Origin of the sequence: Glutamicibacter sp. B1 (assembly GCF_039602135.1) — a bacterium.
GTDB lineage: Bacteria > Actinomycetota > Actinomycetes > Actinomycetales > Micrococcaceae > Glutamicibacter > Glutamicibacter ectropisis.
Genome location: NZ_CP125942.1, coordinates 1,071,258 through 1,090,898, shown reverse-complemented (window position 1 = coordinate 1,090,898; position 19,641 = coordinate 1,071,258). Strand labels below are relative to the sequence as shown.

The following is a 19,641-nucleotide window of genomic DNA, read 5'->3' as shown; positions in this document are numbered from 1 at the left end:
CCTACTTTTGCTTCTTGGAATTAGCAACCAATTGGCCTGCCTTGATGAGGTACTCGACGCCCGTCACGACGGTGACAGCAACGGTCAACAGCATCAGCCACCAAGCGACGGTATGTAACCATTCAATGGTGTGAGTGTAAGGAAGCAGGTAGAGCCCGATCACGACAGACTGCAGCACCGTCTTGATCTTTCCGCCCATATTGGCTGCGATGACACCATAGCGAATCACCACAACACGCAAGAGCGTGATGCCCCATTCGCGAACCAAAATCACGATCGTGACCCACCATGGCAATTCCGCCAAGATGGAGAAGCAGACCAGAGCCGAACCGGTCAGCAGCTTGTCAGCGATCGGGTCGGCGATCTTGCCGAAGTTCGTGATCAGCCCACGGCTTCGAGCCAGGTCTCCATCGAGCTTGTCGGTGTACATGGCCAAGACGAAAAGCACCAAGGCTACCCAACGCCACAGGCCCTGTTCGCTATTATCGGCCAGCAGGGCCCAAACGAAGAAGGGCACCATGAGGATGCGGATGCTGGTGAGCACGTTGGCGATGTTTAGCGTTGGAACCGGTGGCTGGGCGCCGTGGCCAGCTTGCTCGCTCATAGGATTTAGTTTCTTCCTGTCAGGTCCCAGGCGTCTTCGCCGGGTTCGTCGGAGCCGTCAAAGTAGTCTACGGCTTGCGGGCGATTATCCAGATCCTTAGCCACCAGGTCTTCAGCATATTCGGTGACCGGTTCAGCGTGATTCACATTAGCTTCTTGCACCAGCGCTGCTTCGGTGGCTGAAGGCGCAGTGGTCGCCGGATCATCCCCACGCATAGCTGCCAAAACCATTGGTAAGTCATCGGGCTGGATGAGTACATCGCGAGCCTTGGAGCCCTCGGAAGGGCCCACCACACCACGTGATTCCATCAAGTCCATCAAACGCCCGGCCTTGGCAAAGCCCACGCGCAGTTTACGCTGCAACATCGAGGTGGAACCAAACTGGCTGGTGACCACCAATTCGGTGGCCTGCAACAGCAGGTCCAGATCGTCTCCGATATCCTCGTCGATCTGCTTCTTCTTCTCGGCGGCCGGGATGACGTCTTCACGGTATTCCGGAGCCAACTGTGTCTTCACGTGTTCGACCACGCGTTGGATTTCAGATTCGGTCACCCATGCACCCTGCACACGCATCGGCTTAGAGGTACCCATTGGCAGGAACAGCGCGTCACCCTGACCCAACAGCTTCTCCGCACCGGGCTGATCCAAGACCACGCGGGAGTCGGTGACCGAGGAGGTCGCGAAGGCCATACGTGAAGGCACGTTGGCCTTGATCAAACCGGTGACAACATCCACCGAAGGACGCTGGGTCGCCAGCACTAGGTGAATACCTGCCGCACGCGCCAACTGGGTGATACGAACAATCGACTCTTCGACATCGCGTGGAGCCACCATCATCAAGTCGGCAAGCTCGTCGACAATCACCAACAGGTATGGGTACGGCTTGAGCACACGCTGGGAACCTTCCGGTGGGTGCACCTTGCCGGCCTTAACAGCCTTGTTGAAGTCATCGATGTGCTTAAAACCGAAGTTCGCCAAGTCGTCGTAGCGTGTGTCCATTTCACGCACTACCCACTGCAAGGCTTCGGCAGCCTTTTTAGGGTTGGTAATGATCGGAGTGATCAGATGCGGCACGCCCTCATAGGCGGTCAATTCCACACGCTTAGGGTCAACCATAACCATGCGTACTTCGTCCGGGGTCGCGCGCATCAAGATCGAGGTGATCATGGAGTTCACAAACGAAGACTTACCAGCACCGGTAGCACCGGCCACCAACAGGTGCGGCATCTTCGCCAAGTTGGCAACTACGAAGCCACCTTCAACGTCCTTGCCCACACCCATCACCATGGGGTGCTCGGTCTTACGCGCGTTATTGCTGCGCAACACGTCGCCCAGGGCAACAACTTCCTTATCGGTATTGGGAATCTCAATACCGATGGCGGACTTGCCAGGAATTGGCGAAAGGATACGCACGTCGGAAGACGCAACCGCATAGGAGATGTTCTTGGCCAGCGCGGTGACCTTTTCCACCTTGGTGCCCGGGGACAGCTCGATTTCGTAGCGGGTCACCGTTGGACCTCGAGAGAAACCGGTGACTTGGGCGTCAACCTTGAACTGCTGCAGGGTGTTGGTCAGCGCATCAACTACTACCTGGTTAGCTTCAGAGGCTTCCTTGGCTGGTGGACCAGCTGGCAGATAATGATCTTCGGGCAGGGTATAGGTGACATCGCCTGAAAGTTGTAGCTGCTCGCTACGGGCCGGAATCGGGGCCTGTGGGCTGGAAGATAAACCAGCTGCACGCGAGGAAACCTGGTCCATGGCAGAGGTTGCTGCTTCTGGTTCTGCCTTGAGGCCAATATTGGCCATGATCTCGGCCATTTCGCTTTCGGCCTTGGTAGGTCGTTTCACCCCGGGAGGTGGCCCGGCAGGTTTAGGGATCGCGGCAGACGGGATCGCTTGGGTGGCAGCCTCAGTGGCATCCTGTTCGTCAAAGTTCGGCCGGGCGATAGCCTGGGTGGCCGCTTCATCGGCGTCGAAGATCTTACCGGAGTTACGGTTAGACACCGGAAGTGCGGTAGTCGAGGCTTCCGAGGCATCTTCTTGATCGATCACGGCCTTGTCATAGGCGACGTCGCCGGAACGTTCGGTGCTTTCGTGACCGTCCACGTCATAGACTTCAGTCACCTGACGAGCGGCGGCGGCACGGCGTTCGAAGAAGCCAGGCTTCTTCTTTTTTGGCGCCGGTGCTACCGGTTCTTCCTCTGGGTAGAGGTAGGACTGATCGTGTTCTTCGCTATGCGGATCCAGCTCGGACTTAGCCGAGGAACGCGCTGGCTTAGGAGCCTGAGGATCCTGACCCAAAAGACGGTTGTAACCGGCACGGATCCGCTGAGGAATCTGCATCACCGGTGTTGCGGTGACAATCAGGATGGACATGAAGGCCAAGAAAATAAAGACCGCCATGGCGCCTGGAACCGAGATTAGCAGTCCCAATGGTGTTCCGAGGATGGAACCAGCCATGCCACCGGCGTTCCACAGAACCTCAAAGTCGTCGGTGACCGAAGGCGAACCTTGAGCCAATGAAGCGATCGAAGAGCCCGAAAGCGTCATGATCAGCAGGCCAATACCAATGCGGTTATTGGCGGTGACTGCTTCTGGGTAGCGGAAAAGTCGGAAGGCCCCGATAAAGAGGATGACTGGCAGGAGCACTGCCATGAAACCTAGGGTGCCGCCAACGACGGCATGGACGCCCTGTCCGAACCAACCTGATTCCCGCAAGCCCCACCATTCAATGATGGCAACAGTAATTGCGATCAGGGCAAGGAAGAGGCCTGTGCCGTCACGGCGCACTTCGTAGTCAGGGCTGACCGTTCCGCCGATGCGACGGAAGGCGCCACCAAAAATCCGAGCAATGCCCATCCATACGCTGCGCAGGACGCGCAATGGTAGAGCGAGTTCCGCATCCGGATTCTCGGGCGTTTTCTTGGAGGACGAAGAGCTGGACGCCTTGGGTTTACGCGTCGTTGGCTTCTTTGTCCCCTGAGACTGAGTACGTGGGGCCATACTTCAAGGGTATCGCCATCAGCTGTATGCACCCCGAATTTACACGTCTGCACGGGGTTTGGCAGGTGCTAGAGAATGATCACGTCGTGGGCTGGTGAGTTACTTTGAGTAACTGATCATCAGGGTATAGGTTCCAGAACTTTTTAGGCATGCATGGCTTTTGACCTTATAGCCCGAAGATTTAAAGGCTTGGACCGTGGCCGTCTCCATTTTTGCGCACGTTCCGGCGCTGGCCACATCCTGTGTGTAGGTTTTGTTGCTTGCTTGGGCTGCCGGAACGGCAAGCAGGCCCATTCCTACGGCCAAGATTCCGGCCGTGGCACACGCTGCAAGGTGGCGTTTGAATTTCACTTTTCCTCCTCGTCCACTGTGGGATCAGTACTTAAGTCTTTGGATCTGTTGAGCAAAGTCAGCCAGGCTTGAGCATGCATCGAGCAGGTCTCAGCCTAGCAACTAGCCCTTAATACCGTATCCCGACGTAACTGAATCGAAGGAATTGCGCCGATTAAGCCAGGCCACTACGGCGAATCCCGAGGCGAAGCTTAGGGCCAAAAATCCCAAGGCAGTAGCGATGAACGCAGCCGGGCTGGCTTCACCGAGTCCAGCGACGACAATCAGGAGCGCCGGAACAAGTGCTGCGAGCATTGAGCCGAATCCAGCCGCGGTTGCTTGGCTCTGAGCGGAAGGCTCCCAATCGTTGATGTTTTGGATCCAGAGGCCAAGGTAAGCATCGGTACCGCACAAAATTCCCATCAGCAGTCCTGCAATTGCCCCATAGGTTAAGGGCAATGCGAGATCGTACGGACCGGTGCCGTGGCCATCTTCAGCAAGCGGCCAAAACATCAACAGGGTTGCCAGCATTCCCAAGCACGTTCCCACGAATGCCGAAACCAGGAGCATCCGAGCGAGCGTTGAAGACAAGAACCTTGCTAGTTTCTGATTCATGGCTCAACTCTAGGAGGACTAGGGATCAATTCAAACGTTGACACCTCTGAGGTTTAAGAGAAGTCCAAGCCAAGCAAGGCGTTCTCGGTGACCTCAGGCAGGGCAGGATGGATCCAGTATTGTTCCGTGGCAACATCTCGGACATCAAGGCCGAAAGCCATCACCGTGATCATCTGCTGAATCAGCGTTGAGGCTTGAGGTCCCATGTAATGAGCACCCAGCAATTTGCCGGTGTTCTTATCGGCAATCAGCTTGGCAATACCGCTTTGGTCTTCCATCGCCCACCCATAGGCCACATCACCATACTTTTGCACCTTGACCGTGATGTCATGCCCAGCTTCCCGAGCTTCTTGCTCAGTCATACCGACGTAAGCAATTTGTGGGTGCGTGAAGACCGCTGCAGGAACATGCTCGTGCGGCATCTTCTTCATGTTTTCTGGGTTCAAGAGATTGTGGCGAACAGCGCGCATCTCCGCGTTAGCCACGTGCTTAAGCAAGTATGGGGAGGAAATATCGCCCAGCGCCCAAACGCTTTGTGCCGAAGTGGACCGCCCAAATTCATCAATGCTGACGCGCCCGTTAGTGGATTCAATGCCGCCCAGCTCTAAATCCAGTTCATCCCCATTGGGAGTGCGGCCAGTGGCAACCAGCATGACTTCTGCGCTGACGATACTTCCATTATCAAGCGTCACGCTCACTTCTTGCTCGTTCTGGCTCACTGCAGTGATATTTCGCCCGCGATGCACATCGTAGCGTTGGTCAGCCAGCTCATTAAAAGGCTCACGCAGGTCAGTATCTAGGTGTCGGAGGAGTTCTGAACGGGCAATGATGCTGACCTTGGTGCCTAGAGCTTCAAACACATGCGCAAATTCCATAGCGATGTAGCCGCCACCGATAATGACGATCGACTTCGGTTGTCGAGTCAGGCGCATGATGTCTTCGTTGGTGTGGAAATGGACACCAGACTCTGCGATGATCTCAGGAATAAACGGACGGGAGCCAGCAGCCAGTACGATTTGATCCGCGCTAATGGTCTTCGTCTGCGCACCTTGTCCGGTTTGCAAGGTGCGAGGTGCGACAAAACGGGCATGCTGATCATAAACGTCGATGTTCGGCGTCTGCTCACCGCGGCGGTATTCTTCCCCGCCTTTGGCAATGAGGTCAATACGCTGGTCAAAGACTCGATTGACGATACCGGGCCAATCCACTGCATTCACTTGAGCGTCAATGCCCAAGCGTGAAGACTCTCGGGTTTCCAACGCCAAATCTGCAGCGTAAACATACATTTTGGTGGGGATGCAACCTACGTTCAGGCAGGTGCCACCGAAAGCACCCTTTTCGATGATGGCAATTGATTTGTCATCAAATTCGGGGCCAGGGATAGAGTTACCCGAACCTGTGCCGAGAATAATCAGATCATAGTGCTGATCTACCGAAACGGAATTGGAAGTCATCTTTGGTTTGTCCCTTTCACAGTGACTGTTGGCCCCTATCGGAGGCTATCACTGAGGAAAAAATTCAACGTATCTTAAGTTGTTTTTGACGCAGTCCAACGGTTAGTAACTGATCATTCGACCAGGTACTAACCGTTGAAGTAATCCTTATATCACGTCAGAGGTAAGAGGCCTACAGACCTTGATCTGACAGCCACGTCTTGGCAATGTCAGCAGCCGATTTCTTATCAACCGTGCTCTGCACATTTAGATCCACGAGTGCCTCCGCCGACAATTTCTCACTCACTGGATTCAAGATCTCGCCCAATTTTTCAGACTGATCGGCGGAGACTACCGGCACCACATTGGATGCAAGGAACAGCGACTTCGGATCCTTAAGAACGACAAGATCTTCGGTCTTAATGCGTGGATCCGCGGTGAAAACGTTAGCCACGTTGACCGTTCCAGCAACAAGGTCTTCCACCGTGGTATCGCCCGTAGCCGAGAACTCAGTCTTCACACCATAGGTGCTCTCCAGACCTTTCGGGCCGTAAGGGCGTTCGGCAAGTTCTGGTGGGCCACCAAGGGTCAGCTGGTCTTTGACCTTGGACAGGTCCGCGATGCTCTTCAGATCGTTATCCTCGGCAAATTTTCGAGTCACCGTGTAGGAGTCTTGATCAGATGCCTCGGCCTGATCTAGAACAGCCAAAGAATCAGGCAATTCTTTTTCAAGTTCTTGATAGACATCGGTGGATGAGCGGGCCTCGGTGTCTTCCTTGAAGAACTGCAGCAGGTTACCGGTGTATTCCGGGAAAACGTTGATACTGCCGTTTTCCAGCTGGGGCATGTACGCGTCGCGCTGCCCGATGTTAAATTGGCGCTCAACTTCCAGTCCCGAGTTTTCTAGGGCCTGCGCATAAATCTCGGCAACGATCTCGTTGGAATAGTAGGCCTGAGAGCCAACCACGATTTTCTCGGATCCCGATTTTTCGGAATTGCTCTGCGTCGCTAAGGGATCAGAGCTTGAGCAACCAGCCAAAGCCAGAGTTCCTGCCGTCACCACTGCCGCTACTCGAAGTGCCTGTTTGATTCTCATGTCAGTTCCTTATCTTGTACTGGTAAGTGATCTGCATCGTGATTTTTAGTTGTAGTTTTTCTGTGGCCCAGCCCGCGAGGGACCGAAGCCTTCTGCGCGATAGCTAGCACCAAATCCAATAGCAGGGCTAGAACCGCAACCATCAACGCGCCGCCGAGCACCATGTCAAAGCGTCGAAGGTTCAATCCGGTGATAATCGGTAGTCCCAGTCCCCCAAGATTTACATAGGCGGCGATGGTCACCGTGGCAACAACCTGTAAGGTGGCCGCCCGGAGTCCTCCAACCAATAATGAAAGCCCTAAGGGGATCTCAACTTTCAACAAGACTTGCCATTCAGTCATTCCCATGGCTCGTGCTGCATCAATCGTTTTGCGATCAATAGCTTCAAAGCCGGTATAGGCCCCGGCAAGCAGTGATGGGATGGCCAGAACCACAAAGGCCACCAGTGCAGCGGCCGGTTTATGAGTAACGCCGAAGAGCAGCACTAGGAGAATCAGTAGCCCGAAGGACGGCACCGCACGAGCGATTCCCGCGGCAGCCACCGCAATTTCGCGCCCCTTCCCTGTGTGCCCAATTGCCCAGCCAGTCGGGATGGCAATAACTCCGGCGATCAGCACGGAGAGTACAGTGAAGAGCAAATGCTGTCCCAGCAACGCTTGAAGACCGTCTTTGCCTTCCCATTGCTCCGGAGCAAAAAGCCAGGAGATCGCTTCGCTGAGCAGGTTCACGGTGCCACCGCCTGGACGCTCTGCGCCAGATCTGCTGGCTTCTGCTTCCGGTCTTTACGGCTCCATGGCATAAGCCAACGCCCGAGCAAAACCAACAGCACGTCAATAAGCAAAGCGATGATTGCTACGGCCACCAAGCCCGAAAATACTTCGACGATGATGCGTCGCTGGAGACCGTTGGTGAAGAGGTATCCGAGGTTGGTGACGCCAACCAAGATTCCGACGGTGGCCAGCGCGATGGTACTCACTGCCGTCACTCGCAGCCCTGCCAAGATGACCGGCCCAGCCAGAGGAAGGTCAACAGCGAAAAAGCGACGCGTGTTTCCGTAGCCCATCGCGGTGGCCGCCGAACGTGCTGCAGGATCCACCGAGTTCAGTCCATCAACCACGCCTCGGACCATGATGGCCACCGCATAGATGCTCAGAGCAACGATCAAGTTGGCTTCGCTAATGGCGCTCATTCCGGTGATCACCGGAAGGATCATGAGTAAGGCCAACGACGGAATGGTGTACAACAGTCCAGTCAGGGTGACTATTGGGCCACCCACTAGCTTGTAGCGCCAGGCGACCCAGCCCAAGGGAATGGAGAGCACAAATCCGATGAGGATCGCTATCAAAGATTGCCGCAAGTGCTCAACGGATAACGAGGCAATCAACGCCAGATTATCTGAAATCCAGGTCATTGATTTAGCCCGCCTTCGACGAGTCGGCCCTGAGTACGTCCTTGGGCATCGACCAACACTGGTCCGTGAGCTGTTTGCTTGACTCGCAGGGCGCGGGAACCTCGCTGGGCGCCAATAAAGGATGCAACAAAGTCATTGGCGGGATTCTCGATGATCTCGCTCGGACTGCCTACCTGAAGCTTTTGAGCACCGGCGGCAAGGATGACGACCTGATCCCCCAACAAGAACGCTTCATCGATGTCGTGGGTGACAAAAACGATAGTCTTGTCCAGTTCCTTTTGAAGTCTCAGCAGCTCATTTTGCAGCTCTGCACGTACGATCGGATCCACCGCGCCAAATGGCTCATCCATGAGCAGGATATTCGGATCAGATGCCAAGCCCCGGGCCACACCTACACGTTGTTGCTGCCCACCAGATAACTGATGCGGATATCGATCTGCCATAGTGACTGATAGTCCGACGGTATCCATCAGTTCCAGCGCCCGCCGGCGTGAAGTCTTCCTGGACTCCCCCATCAGTCGTGGCACCGTGGCGATGTTATCGGCCACGCTAAAGTGTGGAAGCAGTCCCGAATTCTGCATGACGTAGCCAATACTGCGACGCAATTCGACAGCGTTCTTGGTCGAAATATCTTCGCCGTCAATGCGTACGGTACCTGCGCTGGGGTCAACCATGCGGTTAATCATTCGAAGCAGGGTCGTTTTGCCACAGCCAGATGATCCGACAAAAACGGTTGAGCTGTGCGCCGGAATCTGCAGATTGAAGTCGCTGACCGCTTTGGTGCCATCAGGATAGTGCTTGGAAATATTTTCGAATTCGATCACTGCTCGACTCCTCAAGATGGCTCTGAGGTTATTCTGCCTCATAAATGCGCTTCACGATACAAATCGGAAGGTCAACACGCCAATCACCACGCTACGCAGCGGAAGAATAACTCGCTGGTCAACGCTAGGATCAAGTTATTGTCATCAATTTTTAGAAGGACCAGCATGAAGCTTCACACCCTACTGGTGGCCCCGGCCTTATTACTCACGGCAGCATTCGCGGTAGCGACGCCAGCATCGGCCAGCGATAGTTTTCCGGCGCCCTCGGACGAGGTAAATTCAATCATCGTCCAAGAGGTCACCACGGGAAAGATCCTGAGCGAATGGGTTCCAGCACAATGGGACTCAATTGTTGAAATGGAAGCAGGAACAGGACGGATCCAACAGATCACTAAATGCGACCCATGGCAAGATGCCAGCACACCTGAAGCCTGCGTCGGCCAGAAGATGGGTCCGGCTCTCATCGCACCTGCCAAGCTCGCGACCCTATTGGGATTGCAATAGGTTTTAGCCCGCCGGATCAGGAGTTCAGACAAAAATATTGCCCCAAACCAGAAATTAGTTTGGGGCAATACTTGTACGGAGCCTATGCTTCGAGCACGACCGGAACGATCATTGGGCGACGACGCAGTTTGCGCGATACCCATGAACCGATCACACGACGGGTGATCTGCTGTAGCTGGTGTGTGGTGTGGTTCGGGTTATTCGAAACCGCCTCCACAATGGCAGCAGCAATCTTTGGCTTGATTTCATTGAAGACCGAGTCTTCTTCAGCCACACCGCGTGCGTGAATGTCTGGGCCGGAAATAATGGTGCCATTTTGTCGGTTGATCACGGTGATCACCGAAATGAAACCTTCTTCACCCAGGGTGACACGGTCCTTGAGGTCATCATCGGTAATGGTGCCAACCTTGGAACCATCAACGTAGACGTAACCACATTCAACCTGGCCAACCAGCTGAGCGACGCCATCCTTCATATCAATGACGGAACCGTCTTCGGCCAGCAAGACATTTTCTTCCGGCACGCCGGACTGCGCAGCCAAACGGCCGTTGGCAATCAGGTGGCGGGTTTCGCCGTGGACCGGAAGTACGTTCTTTGGACGCAAGATGTTGTAGCAGTACAGCAACTCACCGGCCGAGGCATGACCGGAAACGTGCACCTTGGCCATGCCCTTGTGAATGACCTCTGCGCCCAAGCGCATCAGTCCGTTGATCACGCGGAAGACAGAGTTCTCGTTACCTGGGATCAGGCTGGAGGCCAGGATGACGGTGTCACCCGGGTTGATCTGAACCTTGTGCTCACCATTAGCCATACGCGAAAGCGCTGCCATTGGCTCGCCCTGCGAACCGGTAGACATGAGCACAACCTTGTGGTCCGGCAGGGTGTCGATCTGCTTCAGGTCCACAAGGACACCCTGTGGGATATCGAGGTAGCCCAAGCGCTCGGCGATGCCCATGTTGCGTACCATCGAGCGGCCGATGAAGGCCACCTTGCGGCCGTGCATTGCTGCAGCATCGAGCACCTGCTGCACGCGGTGCACGTGCGAGGAGAACGAAGCAACGATGATACGGCGACGGGCGCGCGCAAACTTGGCCTCAAGGACCGGGCCGATTTCGCGTTCTGCCACGGTGAATCCGGGGACTTCAGCGTTGGTGGAGTCTGGCAGGAACAGGTCCACGCCTTCTTCACCCAGTCGTGCGAAGTGACGCAGGTCGGTGATGCGACCATCAAGTGGCAGCTGATCCATCTTGAAGTCACCGGTGTGCAGCACGGTACCGGCTTCGGTGCGCAGGAACACAGCCAGTGCGTCCGGGATCGAGTGGTTCACGGCCACGAATTCACATTCGAAGTTGCCGATCTGTGCGATCTCGCCTTCCACCACGATGTTGGTGTTGGCCTTGATCCGGTGTTCTGCCAGTTTTGCTTCAACGAAGGCCAGGGTCAGCTTCGACCCGTACAGTGGGATGTCTTCGCGCAGGCGCAACAGGTAAGGGACAGCACCGATGTGGTCCTCGTGGCCGTGGGTGAGCACTACGCCCACCACATCGTCCAAGCGGTCCTTGATGTACGAGAAGTCCGGCAGGATCAGATCCACGCCAGGCTGGTGTTCTTCGGGGAAGAGCACACCGCAGTCAACGATCAACAGTTTCCCGTTGAGTTCGAAGACGGTCATGTTGCGTCCGACCTCACCCAAGCCTCCGAGAGGAACAATGCGCATTGTTCCCTTCTTCAGCCGGGCCGGAGTCTGCATGCGTGCAGAATCGGCCTTGCCTACTGAACTCTCAGTCATATGTAGTTAGTCCCTTTCGTTACAGATCCCATCCACCTTCACGTAGGTCCGCGCGGATGGCATCGAGCTCTGCGTCCGACGGTGCCACAAGCGGCAGTCGGACGACGGTGTTCGGCAGGACACCCTGCCAGTGAAGTCCATATTTTGCGGCTACAGCGCCCTGAATGTGGCCCATGATGCCGCGCTGGATCGCGTCCAGCTCAAAGTGAGTGGTGCGTGCGGTGGGCAAATCACCTGCATGCATTGCATTAACAAGCGTACGGTACTTCCCGGCTGCAACGTGAGCAGTGACCGAAACCACGCCGACAGCACCAGCTGCCATGAGCGGCAAAGTCAGTCCGTCGTCACCCGAGTAGACGTGCAGATCGGTATTGGCAAGCACGGTGGTGGTGGACTGGTAATCGGCTTTAGCGTCCTTGAGTGCGATAACCTGTGGAATCTGGGCAAGTTCAATAATTGTTTCTGGTGCCAGCGAGATTCCGGTACGGCCTGGGATGTCGTAGAGCATGATGGGCAGCTCAACGGCTTCGGCAATGGCTTTGACGTGCGCGATGACGCCTGCTTGGCTTGGCTTGTTGTAGTACGGGGTGGTCAACAGCACACCGTCAACGCCCGCTTCCTTGGCTGCGAGCGAGAGCTTGATCGAGTGACGGGTGTCGTTGGTGGTTGAACCAGCCAGCACCGCGGCGCGATCGCCGACGGCTTCAACTACAGTGCGGAACATCTGAATGTTTTCGTCATCGCTCAGAGTTGAGGTCTCGCCGGTAGTACCGGTAACAACTAGACCGTCGCATCCGTCGTCGACGAGCTTCTGGGCCAGTTTAGCTGCGAGCGCATAGTCAACTTCCCCGTCTTCAGTAAAGGGGGTGACCATTGCAGTGAGCACGGTGCCGAATGGGTATGCCTGATTATCAATTGCACTTGTAGCCATGGCTTTAAATCTACACTCGCGCATGTTGCAATGGCATCCGCGCCCATAGACGTGATGCGATGTTTCCATGAACATTTTGGGTAAGCCACGTCGCATTATCGCGGTCGATGTAGCGCGCCTCGTGGCCATCCTCGGGATGTTCGCAGCGCATGTTTTTTCGCTCTATCAATACACGGGTCCAGAGGCCTACTCCCCAACGTTCACCGGGGCTGTAGCCTCGGGACGAGCCTCGGTGTTGTTCATGGTGCTTGCCGGATTGTCGCTATCTCTGCTGAGCGATTCGCTGGCTCGAAAAGGCTTTTCTCACCCTAAGATTTACTCAGTCCTTGCCCGGAGAGCATTAATTATTGCCGTGCTCGGAATGGGAATTGGGACGTTAAATGAACGTATTGCAGTCATTCTTGTCCACTATGGGCTACTTTTTCTGTTGCTTCCTCTGGCTCTCAGGCTCTCAAGAGCAACCATTTGGGTAGTCTCAGTGCTTTGGTTGCTCCTCGCACCGGTGATTTGGCGTCCGCTGGCTGCCGACACATTAGGGCAGACGCTGGGGCACAATCCAGGCCTTTTGGACCTACTGACCCCAGGACTTCTAATCCAAGACCTCACCGTCACCGGCTACTATCCACTTTTAGTGTGGTTTGGATACGGTTTGCTGGGCGTGGCATTGAGCAAATTCAATCTAACTAGCCGCAAGACTGCTTCGCTACTCACCATTGTTGGTGGGGCCATCGCCGCCGTGAGCTACATTGCCGGTCGTGTTCTAAGCCTAGGATTCACCGAACAGATTTCGGCGGCCTCCATGGTTCCTCTTTCGCAGGTTGCTACGCTCATTACCGCCGGCCGGTTGCCCGGGAAATCTCTGGACCCCTACTTGGCCAACACCGAATATCTGTGGTTGCCAACAGGGCACAGCAACGGGCTACTGGCCACAGTGCACGCGGCAGGCTGTGCGGTAGCGATCATTGGCCTGTTGCTCTTGATCGTTCCTCTGCTCGGCCGAGCAGGTCAGGTTCTTGCGGCCGCTGGGCGTGCCCCGCTCACTTTGTACGTGGGCCACCTGATTCTGCTCCCGTTCTTACAGCAGGTATTAGAACCAGCAACTATCTGGTGGATCCTGTGTGCGGCCACCGTTTGTTGCGCGCTATGGCTAAGCTTCACCAAGTCACCGGGCCCACTCGAATTTGGCGTCAGGGTACTGAGCGGAGCCGATTCCACACCAGCATCCAACAACCTGGCCAAAGGTGAATAGCCACCTAAACGGTTGATGCGAACAATCGAAGCTGGTTGCCCAACATCTATGGCAGCAATGGATCATTAAACGGGGAAGGCCGTGTCTGCTCACCCATCGGTGAGCAGACACGGCCTCATTGTTTAAACCTGGGACAGCGCAGTTTCAGGCTGCTGACTGAGGCAAAAACTAGTTGTTAACTTTTTCGTCCTGGAGCCAGTACCCAATCGCGGTACGCATGGACTTACGCGCCCGTGTTTTATCTCCGCAAGCTTCATAAGCCAAGGCCAGTCGGTACCACGACTTCCAAGACTCGGGGTTCTCCTCCACATCGCGCTGATGGTTAGGAAAGTCTTCGTCAGCAGCTGAACGCACAAAACGTCCAGAGGGCGTGCGTGGCAGATCCATCGGGAGCTCACCCGAAGCAGCTAGGGATTTGCCCATCTTTTCGGTTCGTAGTCCAAAGAGAACTTCACGAATCAAGATCCACGTGCAGAAGGCTGGAATCACCAAAATGGCTACGCCCATGATCTGAGCAATCAAGGTTCCGGTACTCAGGAAACGTACCGCTTGGGTGAAGGTCATGCCGATGTACAGGGCGAAGAGCAGAAGGATTCCTCCTACCCAGAGTTTGGTCTTCACTGGCCAAGCTCCAAGTACCCATCCAAACCATAAGTCAGGCCCGGACGCGTTGCTACGGTGCGCAGGCCCAATAGGACACCTGGCATGAATGATGCGCGGTCAAATGAATCATGGCGCAGGGTCAACTGTTCGCCAGGGCCTCCGAGCAAGACCTCCTGGTGAGCGACCAGACCACGAAGTCGCACGGAGTGAACATGAACTCCATCAACGACGGATCCGCGGGCACCATCTAACTGAGTTTCAGTTGCGTCCGGGCTGGCTGGTACGCCGGCCTCTTCACGCGATTTGGCGACAAGTTCTGCGGTACGCACGGCAGTACCACTGGGCGCATCGACCTTGTTTGGGTGGTGCAATTCGATAATTTCGACCGACTCAAAGTATTTTGCGGCGGTTGCTGCAAATGCACTAGTAAGTACCGACCCCAAAGCGAAATTCGGGGCGATCAAGACGCCAACTTCGCTGTGTTCGTTGAGTAACGACTCCAATTCAGCGCGGCGGTCATCGTCCCAACCCGTTGTTCCCACCACTGCGTGAAGACCGTTTTCTACGGCAAATCGGACGTTTGCTTCTGTGACAGCCGGAACAGAAAGGTCAACCACGTGGGTTGCTCCAGCTTCAAGAATCTGGGACAGCTCGTCGCCACGCCCCAGGCTTGCTACCAATTCCATGTCGGAAGCTTCAGAAACAGCTTTTACAGCTTCGGCTCCCATACGTCCGGCCGCACCGAGCACGGCCACCTTGATCTGTGCACTCATGAACTCAAGCCTATCGTTTTCTGGGGCTCTGCTTTGCCAACGATGACGTGCAATCGCGTCCGTTTGACGATGGTTTGTGCCGATAATGAAGCAATTTATTTGAATCGGTCATGGTGCTTCGGCCAGTCCAGCTTGTATTGCCCTACGACACGGGGAAAAATGTGTATCAGGAGTCTCCAAGTAGTTAGCAGGGCCATGGGTCAGAAATTTGGGCGTTTAAGTCTAGGCATCAGCGTCGTGCTGGCCATTAGTTTTGCGGTGACGTCGTGTGGTTCAGACAACGAGCCCCTTTCGCTTTCCGACCAAGAATTGGCTGATGTAGTCAAGGTGGTCCAAGACCAAGGGACAGTTCTTGACTCGGCTTCCTGCCAAGTAGAAGTCTTCCGTATCGAGGGATCCACTACCTACGGCTGGGCCACTTGTGCTCCCACCAACGAAGATGCTTCGGGTACGGCAACTCAAGTGGATGCGTTCCCGTTCCGCCTTGATGGCCAAGATCTCCGCCGTCCCGAAGAAGGCAAAAACTATCAGAAGGACATCGAAGAGCTCTTCCCCGAAGATCTTCGCTCTGCAATTAGCCAACACACGACCGGCTTAGCCAAATAGGACTAGCTGGCGTCCTGCACTGACATTTTCTCATTCTGAGATCCGACACTACCTATCGTTTGAGCGCACGTTTGGCGCAAGGAAAGGCCACCGTGCGCCACGAATATTTCGGGCATTTACCCGAGACTTTAAAAACTCGTCTATCTGTACGCGTGGCGGGCCAAGGGCCTGACGTGGTTCTCATCCATGGTTTAGGCGCATCAAGCCGTTATTTCACTCCGCTGGCCAATATTCTGGCGAAAAAGTATCGAGTGATCGTTCCCGAACTTCCCGGACACGGTAAGAACCTCGACGATGGTCGTCCGGTCACAGTTCCTCGGTTTGCTCATGAGGTTGCCCTGGCGCTACGTGAGCTCAAGGTGGACAACGCCATCGTATTGGGTCATTCGATGGGGGCCCAAGTATCCATTGAATTGGCCCGAACCTGGCCAGATTTGGTCAAACACCTCATGATCGCCGCCCCGGCAGTTAACGACCGTGAGGCAACATTGTTTCGACAGGCACGTCGTTTGATTCAAGATTTTCCCAACGAACTGAACTCGGTGAAATCTATTCTGCTTGTCGACTATCTTCGTTGTGGCATCCCTTGGTGGGCCAAGAGCTGTGAACAAATGTTGAACTACTCCACCATCGACTTACTCAAGACAGTTCGTTGCCCCATTGACGTGGTCTGCGGGACGCAAGACCCGCTGTCCCCTCCCGAATTTGGGCTTCGCCTCGTGGCTGGAATTGAGCATGCCAAGCTCACCGTCATGAATAAGGGCGCTCACGGATTCAACTTTTCACATGCCCCGGAACTTGCTGAATTGATTGACGCTGCGAGCTAGCTGTTGAAGCTTCTTAAACGAATGATCGTGGCCTGACTTTCCAGTCAGGCCACGATCATTCGTTTTGGGCTATAAACCCAGCGCGTCTTCGTTTTCGAACGGACCAACGACAGTGATCACTCGATCTCTACCCGCCAATTCTTGAGCAAGTTCTTGAACCTGCTTGGCCGTCACGGCGTTGACACGGTCAAGGGCCTCATCGATATCTTGGAATTCTCCGGTCACCATTTCAGCCCGCCCCAAACGGGACATGCGGCTTCCTGGGTCTTCAAGGGCCAGGACGGTGCCTCCGGCCAGTTGTCCCTTGGCCTGAACCAATTCTTGTTCCGTAATGCCTTCACTGGCCAGGCGGTCAAGCTCAGCACCGAGCAGGGTAATGACTTCGGCGGCCTTTGCTGGCGCGCATCCGGCATACATGCCGAAGTAACCAGCGTCCGTGTAGGCGGCGGAGAAGGAATAGGTGGAGTACACCAGTCCACGCTTCTCTCGAATCTCTTGGAACAAACGCGAGCTCATCCCACCGCCCAGCACTGCGTTAAGTACAGCGAGAATTTGACGGCGGTCATCATGTCCCGTAATTCCGGCGCAGCCCATGATGATATTCGCCTGTTCAACCGGGCGATTAATGACTTCAACGCCAGCCTTGGAAACAATCTGGGCTGGTTCTTCGCCACGTCGCGGTTCAGGCACAGCCAGAGGATCTAGCTCCCACCCGGCTTCGGACAGAGCGTTGAGGACCATCGAGCACAATTTGTCGTGTTCCAGAGAACCGGCAGCCGTGATGATCAGTTCGCTGGGCCGATAATGCGCACGGTAGTGTTCCATAACCGCTTCGCGGCTGATCTTATTGATTTCATCTGGGGTGCCACCGATAGGGCGCCCCAGTGGGTGATCTCCCAAGACGCGGGCAACAAAGCGTTCATGGGCGACGTCGGTCGCATCATCCGCATCCATCGCGAGCTCTTCGATGATGACGCCACGTTCTTGTTCCAACTCTTGTGGATCGATCGTCGCTGAAGTCACCATATCCGCGATAACGTCCAAGGCCATCGGAAGGTCGGTATCCAGAACACGAGCGTAATAGCAGGTCGACTCTTTAGCGGTTGCAGCGTTCGACTCGCCGCCGACCGCATCGAAGGACTGCGCAATTTCCAAGGCGGAACGGTTCTTGGTGCCCTTGAACAACAAGTGCTCAAGGAAGTGCGTGGAGCCGTAGTGTCCTGCCTCTTCGTCTCGGGAACCTTCAGGTATCCAGAATCCAACGGTCGTGGAACGTTGTCCTGGCATCGCCTCGGTGAGAACTCGTACACCACCTGGCAAGATACTGCGCCTGACCTCAGATCCACCTTCGCCACGGTGAACCAAGGTAGGGTCTGCCGGGTCGATCGGAGAGAACTGAGTCGTCTGCACCGAATGTAACGGCAACGGAATCATGGCCACGAATTACGTCCTTCGATCTTCAGTAATGAACCCTTCAGGGCTCGGAACAGTGCCCTCATTCTCCCACAACACCGACACCACTCAGCAATTCACCGGCCGCCCCAACAGGCACTGTAGTTTCAGGATCACAGCAACTTCCTTAGCTTCGCTTCAGCGCAGTTCTTGCCACCCACAGTTCAGCCAGATCCTTGCTTGACTTTAGGTTTCGGCCCGTCAACTGCTCGATCCGTCCAATACGATAGCCAAGGGTTTGCCGGTGAATACCAAGCCGAGCCGAGGTAGCGTTCCAGTTCCGGTCTTCATCTAGATATGCGCAGAGCGTATCGATCAGCGTTTGTTCCGAGGCGCCCGCTTGTCGAAGTGGCCCCAATACTCGTTCGACGATTTCCTTGGCTTCGCTCTCAGAACGAGGGGCGATGGAGAATCCCACATCTTCATAGCTAATGACTTCCGCACTGGAACCATCCCAAGACTCATACGCTAATTGTGCACGCAGTAATCCGTCTCGGACTCCTTCCAAGTTGGCGATGGTAGGAGAAACACCGATTCCGAAGTGGTGATATTCGGCCAGCTTCGCCAAAGCCTGGACGTCTTTGGTGCTTACTAACGAAACGTAATGCCCATTGTGTCCGTGGCTGGCATGTGCAATTCCCGCCAGACTCAGAGCAGTGAACAGTAACTCTTCATTCTGCATCGAGGTGACTGCCACGGTGAGGTCGTGGATTGGTTGTTGCAGCTGCGCTGCATCGCGCAGCAGTCGTTCCTGAACGATGCTGCTGTCCAAGGCATCGGTCAGAAGATGGCTACGTTGGTGTGCTAAACCTAGTGTCGTGTGGGTACGCCGGTTAGCTTCACCGGCAACTACTTGACTCAAGTGAGTCATGGTGAATGAGTCGAGCATTGAGCCAGGACTTTCTTCGACCAATAGCGCTGTGGGGCGTTGGGTGGGCAGGCTCCAGGCTGAAACTTCGCCTGCTCTCAACGAGCCCATGCGGTTGATCATGGCTTTCCCGTACGGCAATGCCCCATTAGCCAGCTGCTTGATTTCCTCGCTGTGCAGGCTTAATGTTCCTGGGAGAATTTCCACGCCAGTCAAAAGATCCACGGTGGTCATTGCTACTTTAAAGACGCCCTCAAGCTGTCGTTTGAAACCGAGCGGGTCATCAAAGTTTCCTAACACGGCACGATAGAGCTGATTTAGTGTCATCAGTTGCTGTGCCTGGTTGCTATCGTTAGCCGCCGCTACCATTCGCGCAATACTTGCGAATGGAATAGCACGCTTCATCAGTATCACCGGCAATGCCAGGCGGTCAGCAGCGAGCAATGCGTCGGGGTGAAGCTTGGGTGGCTTCTCGCTGTCTTCCATCACCATGCCGCTGAGCCCGGCCCGCTCCAAGCGACGAATAAAGTCGACATGTTCTGCGGGGTCTGCGGGCAGACAGTGTCCGATGGTCATGAGTAATTCGTTCTGCCCAAGCCACCGGTAGGGGTCCGGCAATTCGCAACTGTGGGCCCAGAGAATTTCCCGGTCCACTCCCCCGGCTCCGGCAATGATTCGACATCCGGCTGCTTCCATGTCGAGCAAGTCCGAAATTTTCATGTCT

The 19,641-nt window shown here is 55.2% G+C and carries 19 protein-coding genes; 4 read left to right on the top strand and 15 right to left on the bottom strand.

Going from position 1 to position 19,641, the window contains the following annotated elements; translation table 11 throughout:
* Window position 1 precedes the first annotated feature (1 nt).
* From pgsA to QMQ05_RS05010, 9 genes are all read right to left on the bottom strand, one after another.
* The gene (gene pgsA / locus QMQ05_RS05050; protein ID WP_345473534.1) at window positions 2–604 is read right to left on the bottom strand and encodes a CDP-diacylglycerol--glycerol-3-phosphate 3-phosphatidyltransferase; all 603 of its coding nucleotides are present in this window, start codon (window positions 602–604) and stop codon (window positions 2–4) included.
* Between the two features lie 5 nt (window positions 605–609).
* A complete protein-coding gene (locus tag QMQ05_RS05045; RefSeq protein ID WP_345473532.1) occupies window positions 610–3,606 on the bottom strand; it encodes an FtsK/SpoIIIE family DNA translocase in 2,997 nt (998 codons plus the stop codon).
* A 99-nt stretch (window positions 3,607–3,705) separates the two neighbouring features.
* A complete protein-coding gene (locus QMQ05_RS05040) occupies window positions 3,706–3,957 on the bottom strand; it encodes a hypothetical protein (protein WP_345473530.1) in 252 nt (83 codons plus the stop codon).
* 102 nt (window positions 3,958–4,059) lie between these two features.
* Window positions 4,060–4,551 carry a hypothetical protein gene (locus QMQ05_RS05035; RefSeq protein ID WP_345473528.1) on the bottom strand — a complete coding sequence of 164 codons (492 nt, stop codon included), beginning with the start codon at window positions 4,549–4,551 and terminating at the stop codon, window positions 4,060–4,062.
* Window positions 4,552–4,604: 53 nt separating this feature from the next.
* A complete protein-coding gene (gene mtr / locus QMQ05_RS05030) occupies window positions 4,605–6,005 on the bottom strand; it encodes a mycothione reductase (RefSeq protein ID WP_345473526.1) in 1,401 nt (466 codons plus the stop codon).
* A 172-nt stretch (window positions 6,006–6,177) separates the two neighbouring features.
* The gene (locus tag QMQ05_RS05025; RefSeq protein ID WP_345473524.1) at window positions 6,178–7,080 is read right to left on the bottom strand and encodes an ABC transporter substrate-binding protein; all 903 of its coding nucleotides are present in this window, start codon (window positions 7,078–7,080) and stop codon (window positions 6,178–6,180) included.
* Window positions 7,077–7,808, bottom strand: coding sequence for an ABC transporter permease (locus tag QMQ05_RS05020; RefSeq protein ID WP_345473522.1), 732 nt, complete (start codon window positions 7,806–7,808; stop codon window positions 7,077–7,079). Before QMQ05_RS05020 ends, QMQ05_RS05025 begins: the two co-directional genes overlap by 4 nt.
* Complete coding sequence (locus QMQ05_RS05015; protein WP_345473520.1) at window positions 7,805–8,491, bottom strand: ABC transporter permease; 687 nt, start codon at window positions 8,489–8,491, stop codon at window positions 7,805–7,807. The genes QMQ05_RS05020 and QMQ05_RS05015 overlap by 4 nt, the downstream gene beginning before the upstream one ends.
* On the bottom strand, window positions 8,488–9,315 hold the full coding sequence (locus tag QMQ05_RS05010; protein WP_345473518.1) for an ABC transporter ATP-binding protein: 828 nt from the start codon (window positions 9,313–9,315) through the stop codon (window positions 8,488–8,490). Before QMQ05_RS05010 ends, QMQ05_RS05015 begins: the two co-directional genes overlap by 4 nt.
* A 165-nt stretch (window positions 9,316–9,480) precedes the next feature.
* Here QMQ05_RS05010 and QMQ05_RS05005 point away from each other — a divergent pair, with 165 nt between their 5' ends.
* On the top strand, window positions 9,481–9,819 hold the full coding sequence (locus tag QMQ05_RS05005) for a hypothetical protein (RefSeq protein WP_345473516.1): 339 nt from the start codon (window positions 9,481–9,483) through the stop codon (window positions 9,817–9,819).
* An 82-nt stretch (window positions 9,820–9,901) separates the two neighbouring features.
* On the opposite strand, the gene QMQ05_RS05000 is transcribed toward QMQ05_RS05005, so the two are convergent.
* The gene (locus QMQ05_RS05000; RefSeq protein WP_058255190.1) at window positions 9,902–11,608 is read right to left on the bottom strand and encodes a ribonuclease J; all 1,707 of its coding nucleotides are present in this window, start codon (window positions 11,606–11,608) and stop codon (window positions 9,902–9,904) included.
* A 19-nt stretch (window positions 11,609–11,627) separates the two neighbouring features.
* The gene (gene dapA / locus QMQ05_RS04995; protein ID WP_345473513.1) at window positions 11,628–12,539 is read right to left on the bottom strand and encodes a 4-hydroxy-tetrahydrodipicolinate synthase; all 912 of its coding nucleotides are present in this window, start codon (window positions 12,537–12,539) and stop codon (window positions 11,628–11,630) included.
* 67 nt (window positions 12,540–12,606) lie between these two features.
* Between dapA and QMQ05_RS04990 the strand changes: the two genes are divergently transcribed.
* Complete coding sequence (locus QMQ05_RS04990; RefSeq protein ID WP_345473512.1) at window positions 12,607–13,788, top strand: heparan-alpha-glucosaminide N-acetyltransferase domain-containing protein; 1,182 nt, start codon at window positions 12,607–12,609, stop codon at window positions 13,786–13,788.
* A gap of 168 nt (window positions 13,789–13,956) precedes the next feature.
* Here QMQ05_RS04990 and QMQ05_RS04985 read toward each other — a convergent pair whose 3' ends face one another.
* Complete coding sequence (locus QMQ05_RS04985; protein ID WP_334123432.1) at window positions 13,957–14,409, bottom strand: tetratricopeptide repeat protein; 453 nt, start codon at window positions 14,407–14,409, stop codon at window positions 13,957–13,959.
* On the bottom strand, window positions 14,406–15,164 hold the full coding sequence (dapB, locus tag QMQ05_RS04980; RefSeq protein WP_345473511.1) for a 4-hydroxy-tetrahydrodipicolinate reductase: 759 nt from the start codon (window positions 15,162–15,164) through the stop codon (window positions 14,406–14,408). The genes QMQ05_RS04985 and dapB overlap by 4 nt, the downstream gene beginning before the upstream one ends.
* A 195-nt stretch (window positions 15,165–15,359) precedes the next feature.
* Here dapB and QMQ05_RS04975 point away from each other — a divergent pair, with 195 nt between their 5' ends.
* Together QMQ05_RS04975 and QMQ05_RS04970 are read left to right on the top strand one after the other, a co-directional pair.
* Window positions 15,360–15,770 (top strand): hypothetical protein, encoded by a 411-nt coding sequence (locus tag QMQ05_RS04975; RefSeq protein ID WP_058255195.1) that lies wholly within the window; start codon window positions 15,360–15,362, stop codon window positions 15,768–15,770.
* Window positions 15,771–15,862: 92 nt separating this feature from the next.
* Complete coding sequence (locus tag QMQ05_RS04970; RefSeq protein WP_345473508.1) at window positions 15,863–16,597, top strand: alpha/beta fold hydrolase; 735 nt, start codon at window positions 15,863–15,865, stop codon at window positions 16,595–16,597.
* 69 nt (window positions 16,598–16,666) lie between these two features.
* Here QMQ05_RS04970 and QMQ05_RS04965 read toward each other — a convergent pair whose 3' ends face one another.
* Both QMQ05_RS04965 and QMQ05_RS04960 read right to left on the bottom strand, forming a co-directional pair.
* Entirely contained in the window at window positions 16,667–18,037 is a 1,371-nt protein-coding gene (locus QMQ05_RS04965; protein ID WP_434063173.1) for a M16 family metallopeptidase, read from the bottom strand.
* Between the two features lie 139 nt (window positions 18,038–18,176).
* Complete coding sequence (locus QMQ05_RS04960; protein WP_345473506.1) at window positions 18,177–19,637, bottom strand: PucR family transcriptional regulator; 1,461 nt, start codon at window positions 19,635–19,637, stop codon at window positions 18,177–18,179.
* Between the last annotated feature and the right edge of the window lie 4 nt (window positions 19,638–19,641).